The organism is Shewanella sp. UCD-FRSSP16_17 (genome assembly GCF_001675935.1).
Lineage (GTDB): Bacteria > Pseudomonadota > Gammaproteobacteria > Enterobacterales > Shewanellaceae > Shewanella > Shewanella japonica.
Map to the genome: position 1 here is coordinate 28,565 of NZ_LZFV01000024.1, position 13,115 is coordinate 41,679.

Below are 13,115 nucleotides of genomic sequence, written 5' to 3' on the forward strand. Positions count from 1 at the left end.
TTTGAATCATAAAAAAACGTCTCGAAACATCGTTAACAAAGTGACCTCGGCTCAATTTATTCATCGCTGGTTAATGTTGATTTTGGCTATCCCGATTGTGATTTGGGGCTTTACGGGCAGTTACTTTGTATTGATGGATATTGGTTTTATCCGCAGCGATCATATTACTGTTGAAAAAGCCGCTAAAATTGATTCATCTTCAGTGTCGTATCCTTTATCTAAGCTTTATCAAGATTTCCCTGAGGCTAAAAAAATCACAGTAAAATCACTGCTTCAGCAAACTGTTTATCACGTCACTCTACCAGAAAGAATACTATTAATTAGTGCCCAATCGGGTATGCAACTCGATGCAATAACCCATGAGCAGGCAACAAAGATAGCTCAGTCTTTTCAGCATAATAACGCTATTTCACCTTCAGCCAGCATTGCTGCGGCTAAGTTATTAGTAGAGCAAGCTCCAGCTGAGCTAGCTTCAAGGCATTTGCCTGTTTGGCAGGTGGTGTTTGATGATATGGGCAAAACGACATTATACATATCAGCACAGACAGGTGATGTGGTGACAAAACGTCATGAATATTGGCGTTGGTTTGACCTATTTTGGAAATGGCACATTATGGATTATGACGAAGGAGAAGCGATTGATAATGCATTATTGTTTTACAGCGCAATAGGCTCCTTTATCGCCGTTTTTGCTGGGATTATTTTACTTTGGCAACGCCGAAAGAGGTATTGCTAATGAAGGTGAAAAGTCTCAGACATTGGCTACGAGTCGGTCATTATTGGTTAGGCGTTATCGTGAGCATGCAGCTGCTCATTTGGCTGGGTACAGGTATTTATTTCAATATCACGCCCTATGAAGCGCTTAAAGGTAAGCTGTACTTTAAAACGCCACCACAATTAGAGAAGCAGTCATTTAGCGTTAACGAACTCTTGCCGTTAGCCTCAATATTGGCAAGAGTAAAACCAGTAGAGCAAGTCAGCCTCATTTCATTGAATCAACGCCCCGTATATCTGTTAGATGAGCAAGTACAGCGCTACCAACATGACTGCAAGCAACAAACGCTCATTGATGCTCTGAGCGGCGAGGAAGTGATGATTGATAGCCATCTTGCTGAGCAGTTAGCTAAGCAAACCTACACAGGTAATGGTGAGGTTATCCAAACGCAAAAATTGAGCGCGCCTTTTGATGAGTGGCCCAAAGAATGTAATCCATTGTGGCAAGTCAGCATTAATGATGACTTGAATACCCGAATTTACATTAATGGCGTTAATGGTCGATTGGTTGGCCATAAAAATGACCGCACTGATTTAGCTGATTTGATGTTCAAGCTGCACTTTATGGATTACTTACATCAAGGCAGTTTTAATAATCCCTTTAGTTGGTTTTTTGGTTTGGTGATGCTCATTCTATCGCTAACAGGTCTGTACTGGGTGATTGAAAACCTATTGATGAAACGATATCGAGTCAGGGTTAAGTCGGGTTAGCTTTCTCTGAATGCATTATTTGCATGCATTCTTGGTATGCAGAATTGATTTTCCGAGACCGCAACGTGGCTATCTCATCATTCTCTATAATACTGTTATAGAGTTAACTATCTAATAAGTAAATGATTAAACTCCATAGTAAAGAGTAGTTGAATTTACCGACAAGGCATTGTCCATTTACGACATACCTGTTGTCGCCGAGTTCACTCGCCACTTTACGTATTGCGACATAAACTCATGCCGCTTTGTTCATCTGGAGGCTTTATGTTTCGCTTTTTACTCTGTAGTTTCAGTTTTGTATTGTTATATCCAACGGCTATCGACCTTTATCTTGTCGGTTTGCCTCAAATCGCTGCCGATCTGAGTGCTACTGAATCACAACTTCATACTGCATTTTCAATTTATTTAGGCGGTATGGCTAGCACCATGCTTGTTGCAGGTAAAATCGCGGATCAAATTGGCCGAAAACCTGTGGCTATGGTTGGCGGCTTGATATTTATCATTGCGTCTTTGTTAGCGGGTAATACAGAGCAAATAAATGCATTTTTAGTGGCTCGCTTCTTTCAAGGTGTGGGAGCTGGAGCTTGCTATGTCGCCGCGTTTGCTATCTTACGCGATGCACTTAATGATGATGTAAGAGCAAAAGTGCTATCTATGCTCAACGGCATTATCTGCATTATTCCGGTGATTGCGCCAGTCGTGGGGCATATGATCATGATTTACTCACCTTGGCGCACCTTATTTACTGTGATGGCAGCAATTGGCTTGATTGTATTAATCATGGCAACTTTTGTGCTGCGAGAGACGCTTGATAAATCCAGTGTATCGACAGCGCAGGGAAATACTTCTGAAAGTTTTCTCAATGGCTATTTTATTAAGCGCTTACTGATTACATCGTTAGGGATCACCATCATCCTTAGCTATGTTAACGTCTCGCCTATGGTGATTATGGGCATGCTTGAATGTGACCGAGAAACATACGCCTCCATTATGGCATTTACTGCGCTTACGAGTATGGTCGCATCGTTCGTCACACCATTAGCATTGAACTATTTTAAGCAAAAAACTTTAATGGTTTTTGGGCAGTTGTTACTCTTAGGGTCTGCATTAGGGTTGGTGTGCTGTTACCAATTAAATCTTGAAGCAAGCTATTATATTGCTTCGTTTGCCATGCTATGTATCGCTTTCTCTTTAGGCTTTGGCGTGACAATGAGCCAAGCTTTAGCGCCATTTAGCAAGCGAGCAGCCGTTGCGAGTTCACTACTTTGTGTTAGTCACGTGACTTTCTCGGCGGCATACATTTGGTTAATGGGCATGCTAAACGTGAGTGCGTTGAACATTCTTATCTTTATTTTAATACTCGGTAGTAGCATTAGTATGTTTCTATTATTATTAGAAAAAGCCAATACAACAGCAACTCATAATGAAAAAAGCTCTGTCTCGTCTTGATTTAAACTTATTGTTTACCTTGCAGCTGTTAGTGCAAGAGCGCAGTGTTTCGATGGCAGCCAAAAAGCTCAATGTCACCCCGTCAACGGTGAGTAAGTCGCTGAATAAGCTTAGATATTGGTTTGATGATGCATTGTTTGTGAAAACGCCTTCAGGTCTTGTGCCGACACCGCTGGTAGAAAGCATGGAGCAAGAACTCACTGATTGGCTACAAATGAGTAGCCAATTATTAGGAAAACGAAATGAAGCCACATCAAGTAACGTTCGCTTTGATTTACATGTTGAGTCGCCACTGTTATTAACATTTCTTAATCAACTGCTTATTAAGGTTCATCAGCATTATCCAAATGCCACAGTCAAAACAAATAATTGGGATTATGATTCATTTGAAGCATTAGTCAGTGGCGAGGCGGATATTGCGTTTACTGGGCGAGAGACTCACCCAAGGTCAAAAGAGTCGTTAAACTTACTGCCATACTCAATTGATTTTGAAGTGTTATTTCACGACCATCCCAAAGTATTTTTACGCAATGATCATCCTGCGCTTAAAGAAGATTGGAGCCTAGAAACATTCCTAAAATATTCACATATCAATATCGTGTGGGAGAAGAGTGATAAATGGGCGCTCGATGAGGTATTAATCGAAATGGGTCAGACTCGCACTATTGGCTTAACCCTATCAAGCTTTGAGCAAGCTCTTTATATGGCAGCGCAACCAGAACATCAATTGCTCACCACAGCGCCACAATATTGCGAGAAATATATTGAGCAATTACATCCCAACCTTGTTTCTTTGCCTATCCCTCTAGCTCAAGAGTGGCTTGATCAACTTGTTATTCCATTTACGATGATTTGGCATAAGCGCAATGCCTACAACCCTAAACTGATTTGGCTAAAAGACACGCTCAGAGAGTTAATGAAAGTTGCTAGATAAAGTTAAAAATCGATAAAAACAAAAAAGGCTAATCATTACTGATTAGCCTTTTTAAATACAACAAACTTAAGAATCGCTTCTTAGTTCATGCCGTATCATCTGATTGGGTGTTTTTTTGTTTGTAAGTGTTCGGTGTTGTTCGGGTTTTGTATTTTAAGTTGCTAATTATCATATGGTTACGGATAATGTTGTTCGGGGCTGTTTGTAGGTGTTTTTCTTCGTTAATCAAACGGTGTGTAGCACGGTGTGTAGCAAGTTAGGGTTAGTATGGCGGCTATTAATAAGTTATCAGACACGTTATTACGTAAGATTGTAGGCAAACCCTATGTGGGGAAAACTGTCATTGCAGATGGTGATGGGCTATCTGTTCGTATATCAAAAACAGGCGTAATTGGTTGGGTTTTTAGATACCGACTTGGTGGCCGAGAGACTAACCCTAAGTGGGCTAGTTTGGGTAAATACCCTGAAACGTCAATCAATCAAACAAGCAAGAGCTAAACGAGCTCAGTGTCGAGAATGGTTAGATAATGGCGAAGATCCTGTTATTCAGTTATCACTGGTGAAAGTTAAACGTAAAGAAGCGGTAACAGTTAAAGATGCGCTTGAATATTGGCTGGTGGAATATGCCACAGAGCATCGAAAAAACGTTGATAAGACAAAAGCCCAATTTGAACGCCATTTATACCCCTATATCGGAAAGTATCCTTTAGAGAAAACCACTAAACCGCAATGGTTGGAATGTTTTGACCGAATTAAGAAGGGTATCCCTAATGAACGAAAGGGAGCTCCAGTCGCTGCTGGTCAAGTCTTGCAAGGGGCAAAGCAAGCATTGTTATTTTGTAGAAAAAGAGAGTATGCCACCAGCTACGTTATTGATGACTTAACGACAACAGACGTTGGTAAGAAGCAAAATAAGCGTGATAGGGTGCTTAATGAGGTCGAATTACAAGATGTTATTGATAACGTGAAAACAGCAGCGTTTAAAAATTACTATAGCAATCTAATTTGGTTACTGATTGTATTCGGTGCGCGAAGCCAAGAGATTCGCTTATCAACCTGGAAAGAATGGGATTTTGAAAAAGGGTTATGGACCGTACCGAAAGCCAATAGTAAGACTGCAGAGTTGATTATACGGCCAATACCTAAAAGCCTATATCCATGGCTTAAAAGGCTAAAAGCTGTAGTGGTCAAGTTAAATTGGCCACGGTTTTATAGTTTAGCCAGTATCTTTTCTCTGACTCGTTTGGTGTCAAACCACCATTATGCTGATGCGGCCTAACTTGGCTGTAATAGCCAATAATATATTTCGTGATATCTATCTTAGCTTCACTAAAACTTCGATAACCTATCGTCGGTACCCATTCCGTCTTTAAACTTCTAAAGAATCGTTCCATTGGTGCATTATCCCAACAGTTTCCACGCCGACTCATGCTTTGGGTAATTTGATATCGCCATAGCCGCTGCCTGAATTTTCTGCTTGTATAATGACTACCCTGGTCACTATGAAACATAACGCCATCAGGACGTCCGCGTAACTCATAAGCCATCGTTAATGCTTTGGCCGTTAATTCACTATCTGGTGAATGTGACATCGCCCAACCAATCGCCTTTCTGGCAAATAAATCGATAACAACCGCCAAATAAGCCCAGCGATTGCCAGTCCAAATGTAAGTAACATCGCCGCACCACACTTGGTTTGGTGCTACGACATCAAACTGTCGTTCAAGTAAGTTAGGTATGGCCACATGCTCTTTAGATGCCTTTTTATAAGCATGCTGAGGCAGTTGGCAGCTAACCAACTTAAGCTCTTTCATCAACCTAGTTGCACGATAACGACTGAACTCTATCCCTCGCTGAGTAACAATTTTACTCACCATTCTTGCGCCTGCGGAGCCGCCACTGATGTCGTGTGCTGCTTTTACTTCGGCTCTTAGCTTTAATTGTTCAGCCGATACTGAAGTATCACGGTCAATCCAATATTTATAACTACTACGATGAACGTTAAATACGTTACACAATAATGTGATTGGGTATTTTACTTTATGGCTCTGGTTGAGTTTTTCGATTAATTCGAATTGTTCAGTGAGTCCGACATCAACAGAGCCGTAGCCTTTTTTAGAATTTCCTTTTCTAATTCAATGTGTTTAATCTTTTTCTCAAGCTCGCGTATCTTAAGCTGCTCAGGGGTCATTGGTGTCGCTTTCGGTGCTTTACCTTGGCGTTCTTCTTTTAACTGTTTAACCCATTTACCAATCGTTGAAAAACCAACGTTCATGGCCTTAGCTGCCTCTTCATGGGTGTAACCATGGTCGACTACCAATTGTGCCGTCTCTAATCTAAATTCTGGACTGAAATTTTTACGTGACTTTTTAGCCATTATCTTCACCTAATACTGCTATGAGTCAATCATAACATCCTCTAATTAGGTGGCCAAAATCACCGTACCACTACATGCTTATGCTTTACGGTTTTTAGTTGTTCATTAGATTGAAATCTAGCCGTTATTACCTTGCTACATTACCTTGCTACAATAACGTGATCTAGTGACTCGATATCTAATGACAAGATAGATTTCGAGTCATAGTCAAAGAGTAGTATTTGTCCTGACGAAGTTTTAATCATGTCTCTCATTGCGACGCCTTTGTTCAAATCACCTTTATTAAAATAATCTAGGTCCCCTAAAAGGCTACGTACACCGCTAGTGCGATCAATAGAAAATAATTGTTGGTCTGCATCTACAACGAGAATTCTATTGTTTTCACTGTCAAACGTCATCGCATGAATGTCATAATCTGTTGGATTATCAGCGTTCGGTATACCTGCGTTATCTGAAAGAACAGTAAAAGCAGAACCATCCAGCGGTTTGATTAAAATACGGTTTTCATCAGCGATGATTAATGCATCATTGACGGTATCAAGAGTTGAATCAAATGGATATTCAAAACCATTGTCATCATGCTGCATGAATATTGAAATCGTATTAGTATTAAGTTCATATTGATAAACGTGGGATTCGTCATCATCCAGAATAAATAAGCGGTTATTGACTGCATCAAACTCTAATCCTGCAGCATAAACATCTTCACCTATAGTGCTGCCCACATTTGCATCAATTAGTGTTCTTATTCCTGTGGTGATATCTACAGCGGTGAGTTTGAATTCATCTCCCATCACTAACAAGCGGTTATTATTTTCGTCCAAAACTGCAAAATGGACTTCAATAATTGGATTATTAGCATCAGGGTAGGTTGAGCTAGTTAATAATGATTTAGTACCGGTAGCAATATCAACTTTAAATATTTCCTCATGACTGTCATCTGTTACATAAAGCGTACTGCCGTCGGCACTTTCAACCATTTTAGTGATCGAACTAAAAACAATATCTGTATCGCCAGTATAACCGTGTGTTAAAGGACTACGACTACCGTCAGTGCCATTAATTTGAGTGATAATCTCTCGATCATCATCCCATGTATAGGCGACTTGCTTGTCATCATCCCATCGAATAGAACTGATTTCTTTGAGCGTGAGTTCACCGTCAGGTGTAGAGTCATCAGATAGTGTCGCAAACGCACTTGATACGACATCAATGGTGGTCACTGATACTCTGCCTTTACTGGAAAGTATTCGATCATTGGTTGGGTCGTAAGTGATTGCTCCTGAGGAAGTAAAATTATAAGTATACAAGTCATCAGCGCGGGTGCCGTCTGTCATTGATACAGAAAACAAACCTGAATATAAATCCATGATCCACAGTTTGTTATTATCGTGATCGATTGTCATTGCATAAGGTCTGGCGAAAATATTATCATTATCAGGCACACCTTGACCTGAAAATAAAGTACGTGCGCCAGTGGACAAGTCGATACTTAAAATTCGGTCATCATTGCCAGAACTGTCATACTGCAATGCAAACAGACGATTATTGTCCGCATCTATCGCCATTTCAATAATGCTATTATCACTCACAGGGTAGTCTGTATTTGGAATGACATCATTTGAAAATATTGTTTTTGCCCCTGTCGTTAAACTTACTGCCACGATATGATTTTCAAGAGTGTCAGATATTAATAATCGATCTCGCGCTCTATCAATCACTAAAGCTTGTGGCACAGTAAACTCAATAAAGTCTTCACCAAGATTATCATCAGCGATGATTTTGACCGAACCATCAGTTTTTGAAACGACATAAACAGTGTCATTAGATGAATCAACTAAGAAGATTTCATCACCGCTGTCTTCCACTTTCATGTCATTGACATAACTAATTATTGGACCAACATTTTTTAAGTTGATTGAAGCTGCGCTGTTATTTTCGTTCCCCCATTCATCCTCAACAGCTACAGTGATGGTATTGTCTAGGTGGCTTAATGGAATACTTGCAGTCCAAGTTGCATAATCATCATCGCTGCTGGCATCTACGCCATTAACTTTCACTGAGTCAATGTTACTTACATCAGTACTCGTTCCACGAATGATATAACTGCTTTCAGTCGTTAAACTATTATTTATTGGGAAGGTTATGGTTGCTGTAGGAGCGTCGTAATCATCGTTACCGGAATCAAAATCTTCGCCGTTACAAACGTATTCAGTCACTGATATTTCGTTATTATCGAGTACACCACTTCGGTTTGTATCTAAACCACTATCAATACGTTTTCCTCCTGCGACACAGTTTGCCCCAGCAGCTTCAGTCGTAATTTTGATTAAACTATCGAAACCGTCTGAGCCATCGATACTGTTACAGATAAACTCTGTTGCAGTAATTTCCCCACTGTCTAGAACGCCACTTTGGTTGGTATCAAGACCCGTATCGATACGCATGCCGCCAGCAGTACAGTTTGCTCCAACAGGCTCAGTTGTAATATCAATTAAACTATCAAAACCATCAGAACCATCAGAACCATCAGAACCATCAGAACCATCAGAACCATCAGAACCATCAGCACCGTCAACGCCGTGACAAATATAAGTTGTTAATGTAATTTCATCAGCGCTTAAAGATAAGTCATTATTGGTATCTAATCCCATATCAAGTTTTTGGCCGCCAGCGGGGCATTGGCTACCTGCAGGTTCTATAGTGACATTGATTAAGCTGTTAAAACCATTTGAACCATCAGCTCCGTCGTTGCCATCGGCTCCGTCGTTACCATCAGCTCCGTCGTTGCCATCGGCTCCGTCGTTACCATCAGCTCCGTCGTTGCCATCGGCTCCGTCGTTGCCATCAGCACCGTCTTCGCCATCAGCACCGTTTTCGCCATCAGCACCGTCGTTGCCATCAGCACCGTCGTTGCCATCAGTACCATTCTTACCACTACATATATATCGGGTTTGAGTTCGCTCATTATTTGCTAGTATGCCATCGGCATCAGCGTCTAATCCGGTATATATGGCGATACCACCATTAGCACATGCAGATCCTATATCTAGGGTTTCAGTTTCTAAAAGAGCTGTTAGGCCATCTGAGCCGTTACAAATATATTCTGTTGAGGTTATTTCATCATCATCAAGGTTAGCGTTGCCGTTAATATCGAAACCTAAATTAATCTGGGTTCCTGCTGCATCACAACTATTACTGCTGGTTACTGCGAAACTATTTACAAATACTGCTGATACAGGTTCTTTATCTATTGGTGTTTCATCTATGTCGGGGGTACTGTCGCTGCTCCCGCCACAAGCTGATAAGAATATCGATAAGCTTGCTGCTCCAATCCAATGTTTCATAACATTCCTTAATTGTGGTGATAATGTCGCCGAGCGCCTTAGCTCTAGCTAATTATTTGGCACTGAGTGCCTTATTGTTTATTGTTATGTCGTAACAAATATTATTGGCAGAATAGTGTGCGCTGCCTAAAAAAGATTTAAACGTTAATTAAGTGATCGCTAAAGTTGTTTTGTAAATAAATCAGTTAATTAGCAAAGTAATTGTAACAAATTAATAAAGTTGTTAAAACAAGTTACTAACTAGTTGGATGAGTGATCGAGAGGCGATTTACGCTTTGAATGAACGAGATTGTAGCTATGTATAAAACGGCCAAAAATAAGGATGTTTGAATGGTTACTTGGACCTAATTTAACCTGCTGATGTAAAAGAGTTAATAACAAAAAAGGCTAATCATTACTGATTAGCCTTTTTAAATACAACAAACTTAAGAATCGCTTCTTAGTTCATGCCGTATTAAACAATTTATGATTTTATATGATTTAGTTTGTTTTTTATTGGTTACTATATATATGTTTATATTGATAAATGTGTATTTTGTGTTCGCTATGGTTTCTCAGTGTTTTAGGTTATGCTCGTCTCATTGAGTAGCAAGTTGAGTAGCAACTTGTAATTAGAAGGTGAGATTATGGCCGAAAATAAACTAACAGACCGACAATTAACTAAATACCTAAATAAACCTCAAGAAGGGCAAATAACCCTTGCTGATGGGTTAGGTTTAAGTGCAAGGGTAAGCAAGGTTGGCGGTATTACTTGGTTATTTAGGTTTCGTTTACCTCATGAGAAAAACCAATGCTGGTTGTCTTTAGGCTCTTATCCCTCAATGAGCTTAAAAAATGCAAGGTTAGAACGTGATAAATGCAGAAACTGGGTTGCTAATGGGCGTGACCCCCGTAGTGAATTTAGGTTAGACAGGGAAGGGACTTTTAAACCCATTACCGTAGAAGATGCGTTATCGCATTGGGTAAAGAAATACGCTAGCCGAAAAAGAGTTAATGCGGTTAAACATGAGCAACAGTTTGCTGTATGGATTTTACCTAATGTAGGTGATTTACCTATTTCAGAAATAACTAAGCGGCATTGGCTTGCCTGTTTTGAGGAGCGAGCAGCTAAATACCCCGTAGCGGCAGCATACGTTCTGCGTAATGTACAACAGGCATTAAAGTTCTGTCTAAAGCAAGGTTATGACGTCCATCGTGATATTTTTGATTTAGATACCGACGCGATAGGTGGTGCAAAGCAAGCAAAGCGTTCCAGACGTTTAATTGCTGATGGAAATTGGGAAGAGTTTGAACAACTGGTTAAATGGATTGATGAAGGCAAAATGCTGCCTTATTACCGTAACCTACTTATTATATTGACTAGCTTTGGCTGTAGAACGCAGGAAGTGCGCTTATCAAAAATTAAAGAATGGGATTTAGATAACCTAATTTGGACTGTCCCAGCTGAGCATAATAAAACCAGCGCTAAAGATATCGAAAAGGGAGAAACAGGCGAGATAAAAAGGCCTATCCCTGATGAATTGGTGAGTTTTATCAAGCTGCTGGTGGAAAGTAGCAATAGTGAATATATCTTAGGTGAGCTAAAAGAGTCTGCTGCAGTAAGTGCCTGGGGTGGAACCGTTTGGAAAAAACTTGATCATAAAGAGAAATGGCGATTCCACGATATTAGACGAACCGTTGCAACAGGCATGAGTGATTTAGGTGTTGCGCCTCATATTGTTGAAGCGATACTCGGTCATTCCATTCAAGGTGTTGCTGGTATCTACAACCGAAGTCAGTATTTACCTGAAAAATTAGATGCCTTAAACCTATGGCAAGAAAAGGTCGAATTGTTAAGAAATGGCTCCCTAAAAGTCGTCCCATTTAGAAGAGCATAGGTTAGTTATGGTATTTAAGTTATGCGAACTTGTAATTATCATTTAGTGACTTAATCCTTTTCTATTCTCTGGCCGTTAAAATCGTAATATTTAGAAGGTATTTTTACCTTCAATCTTACTCCATCCTCAGCTGTTAAGTAGCCATTTTGTTTACAGTTAGGATGAGGTAATAAAACTGATTTATTGTTAAGTAACTCTGAAACCTGGTTTGGTGTGTATGCTTGTACATGGTCACTTCCACAAGTTAAACACACTTCTTTGCCTGCTCGAGATTTTACAATATCTAGTCTTAAATGAAGGTCACGTAAGCCTTGTAGAGTTTCTCTGTATGAGCTTGACGCTAACCATTGCAAAACATGTTTAAAATTAGGTAACACTTGTTTTGATAGTTTGATGATATCGTGCTCAATTTTGCACCTACTTTCAACGAGCTCAATTGAACTTATGGTGCAGCATTTGTAACACCAACCCGTCTGGCTTTTAAAATATATTTCATCATCATTGGTTAAATAGAAGTGTGCGCCCCAAGTTACCATACTGTTCACTGTAAATTGGCAACCAGTACAGCTAATATTTTTAGTTGGCATAGACATACATGCCCCCTTTCTTAACTATATGTTTTAAATGATCAAATCATACCCTAGATACTCTTATAAAATCAGTTCAAATGTCAAAAGAATGGTTTAATTAAGTGTGCTAGTTAAAGATGAAGTTTCTACTCAGTGCAACTCTTTAGGTTTCATATTCATATATCGTATATATGCTATATATTGAACGTTATTATTATTCTTTATTTTCAATTATTTATGTTCTATTTGTTGCTTTTTGATTGTGCTTGTTTGTAGTAATCTGAGCTATTTAATCCGAAGAGATTTTACTGTGGCAATAGATACACCTGACGCAAAAGCATCAATTGAAGAACTAGCTAAACGTGTGGCGCTAAAAAAGGAGCGACTTCAGCAAAGTGTAGAACAGCTCGAAAATGAACAATTACTGCAACTTGCAATTGTATTGCAGACTTATGAAGATGTGATAATTAAGTTGTCATCGCGCTCAGGAATCGAGCTACAACCAATTCTCAGTCATACTTTTGCTGAAAACATAAAACTAGCTGAGGAAGAAAAAGAGCATGAATTATTGAGTTCGGCAGATAAAATATATACCGAACACCTAAAGGAAAGGCTTGCAGATTCCTGTCTGCATACAGCGTTATCTGAATCACTCCCTCCAAAGATTATTTCATCATCCGCATTAGCTGATTTAAAAGTGGCTTTCAATGTAATCGAAGCTAAAACCGACGACTTAGGGCAAAGCCTTGGATCTGTTTATAAATCTAAAATGCAAAAGAAAGCAGTCAGTGCATCTAATAGGAAAAATAGAACTAAAAAAATCACAGACTCTACAGTTTTGCTTAGGCGGGCAGCTGTTGAATATTTGACTGCACAAATTGCTGAGGTAGGACGCGAGGCTATCGGTCGAAAGTATTATGCTGATTTAGCAAGAGGACTAAGAAAGCATTGTAAACATGATCATTTTTTTAGCGAAGATAGACCCTATATTAAAGCCATTAAATTTGCGTTAGAAGAACTCGGCATGCAACGGGAAAAATAAAGCAAAATACGCAGAAGGGTCGTAACGGCCTTATT

General features: G+C 39.7%; 11 protein-coding genes. 8 read left to right on the forward strand and 3 right to left on the reverse strand.

The annotated features are described in order from the left end of the window. Nucleotide 1 precedes the first annotated feature (1 nt). From A9267_RS11625 to A9267_RS11645, 6 genes are all read left to right on the forward strand, one after another. The gene (locus A9267_RS11625; protein WP_231919102.1) at nucleotides 2-736 is read left to right on the forward strand and encodes a PepSY domain-containing protein; all 735 of its coding nucleotides are present in this window, start codon (nucleotides 2-4) and stop codon (nucleotides 734-736) included. After that, nucleotides 736-1,485: a PepSY domain-containing protein gene (locus A9267_RS11630; protein WP_065109284.1), complete on the forward strand. Its 750-nt coding sequence runs from the start codon at nucleotides 736-738 to the stop codon at nucleotides 1,483-1,485. Before A9267_RS11625 ends, A9267_RS11630 begins: the two co-directional genes overlap by 1 nt. A 264-nt stretch (nucleotides 1,486-1,749) precedes the next feature. After that, nucleotides 1,750-2,934 (forward strand): MdtL family multidrug efflux MFS transporter, encoded by a 1,185-nt coding sequence (locus tag A9267_RS11635; RefSeq protein ID WP_065109285.1) that lies wholly within the window; start codon nucleotides 1,750-1,752, stop codon nucleotides 2,932-2,934. Next, nucleotides 2,909-3,868: an HTH-type transcriptional regulator YidZ gene (yidZ, locus tag A9267_RS11640; RefSeq protein WP_065109286.1), complete on the forward strand. Its 960-nt coding sequence runs from the start codon at nucleotides 2,909-2,911 to the stop codon at nucleotides 3,866-3,868. The genes A9267_RS11635 and yidZ overlap by 26 nt, the downstream gene beginning before the upstream one ends. Nucleotides 3,869-4,135: 267 nt before the next feature. Then, nucleotides 4,136-4,366, forward strand: a complete 231-nt coding sequence (locus tag A9267_RS21785) for an Arm DNA-binding domain-containing protein (protein ID WP_156669157.1) — start codon at nucleotides 4,136-4,138, stop codon at nucleotides 4,364-4,366. Beyond that, nucleotides 4,287-5,147 carry a tyrosine-type recombinase/integrase gene (locus A9267_RS11645; RefSeq protein WP_197495531.1) on the forward strand — a complete coding sequence of 287 codons (861 nt, stop codon included), beginning with the start codon at nucleotides 4,287-4,289 and terminating at the stop codon, nucleotides 5,145-5,147. Before A9267_RS21785 ends, A9267_RS11645 begins: the two co-directional genes overlap by 80 nt. Here the strand turns inward: A9267_RS11645 and A9267_RS21530 are convergent. Both A9267_RS21530 and A9267_RS11655 read right to left on the reverse strand, forming a co-directional pair. Beyond that, nucleotides 5,056-6,245, reverse strand: a protein-coding gene (locus tag A9267_RS21530; protein WP_156669158.1) for an IS3 family transposase whose coding sequence is annotated in 2 segments (ribosomal slippage) — nucleotides 5,056-5,978 and nucleotides 5,978-6,245 — 1,191 coding nt in all. Because the reading frame shifts where the segments join, the coding sequence is not laid out codon by codon here. The genes A9267_RS11645 and A9267_RS21530 overlap by 92 nt on opposite strands. 140 nt (nucleotides 6,246-6,385) lie before the next feature. After that, nucleotides 6,386-9,592, reverse strand: a complete 3,207-nt coding sequence (locus tag A9267_RS11655) for a DUF7151 family protein (RefSeq protein WP_065109289.1) — start codon at nucleotides 9,590-9,592, stop codon at nucleotides 6,386-6,388. Nucleotides 9,593-10,218: 626 nt separating this feature from the next. Here A9267_RS11655 and A9267_RS11660 point away from each other — a divergent pair. Further along, nucleotides 10,219-11,469 carry a tyrosine-type recombinase/integrase gene (locus A9267_RS11660; RefSeq protein WP_065109290.1) on the forward strand — a complete coding sequence of 417 codons (1,251 nt, stop codon included), beginning with the start codon at nucleotides 10,219-10,221 and terminating at the stop codon, nucleotides 11,467-11,469. A gap of 50 nt (nucleotides 11,470-11,519) precedes the next feature. Here A9267_RS11660 and A9267_RS11665 read toward each other — a convergent pair whose 3' ends face one another. Continuing rightward, on the reverse strand, nucleotides 11,520-12,062 hold the full coding sequence (locus tag A9267_RS11665; protein WP_065109291.1) for a hypothetical protein: 543 nt from the start codon (nucleotides 12,060-12,062) through the stop codon (nucleotides 11,520-11,522). 286 nt (nucleotides 12,063-12,348) lie between these two features. Between A9267_RS11665 and A9267_RS11670 the strand changes: the two genes are divergently transcribed. Next, nucleotides 12,349-13,080, forward strand: coding sequence for a hypothetical protein (locus tag A9267_RS11670; protein WP_065109292.1), 732 nt, complete (start codon nucleotides 12,349-12,351; stop codon nucleotides 13,078-13,080). Nucleotides 13,081-13,115 lie beyond the last annotated feature (35 nt).

What these genes read in the sequence shown, in the direction of transcription:
- A9267_RS11630 (WP_065109284.1), top strand. Translation starts at nt 736, where the DNA reads ATGAAGGTGAAAAGTCTCAGACATTGGCTACGAGTCGGTCATTATTGG.
- A9267_RS11635 (WP_065109285.1), top strand. Translation starts at nt 1,750, where the DNA reads ATGTTTCGCTTTTTACTCTGTAGTTTCAGTTTTGTATTGTTATATCCA.
- yidZ (WP_065109286.1), top strand. Translation starts at nt 2,909, where the DNA reads ATGAAAAAAGCTCTGTCTCGTCTTGATTTAAACTTATTGTTTACCTTG.
- A9267_RS21785 (WP_156669157.1), top strand. Translation starts at nt 4,136, where the DNA reads ATGGCGGCTATTAATAAGTTATCAGACACGTTATTACGTAAGATTGTA.
- A9267_RS11655 (WP_065109289.1), bottom strand. Translation starts at nt 9,592, where the DNA reads ATGAAACATTGGATTGGAGCAGCAAGCTTATCGATATTCTTATCAGCT.
- A9267_RS11660 (WP_065109290.1), top strand. Translation starts at nt 10,219, where the DNA reads ATGGCCGAAAATAAACTAACAGACCGACAATTAACTAAATACCTAAAT.
- A9267_RS11665 (WP_065109291.1), bottom strand. Translation starts at nt 12,062, where the DNA reads ATGTCTATGCCAACTAAAAATATTAGCTGTACTGGTTGCCAATTTACA.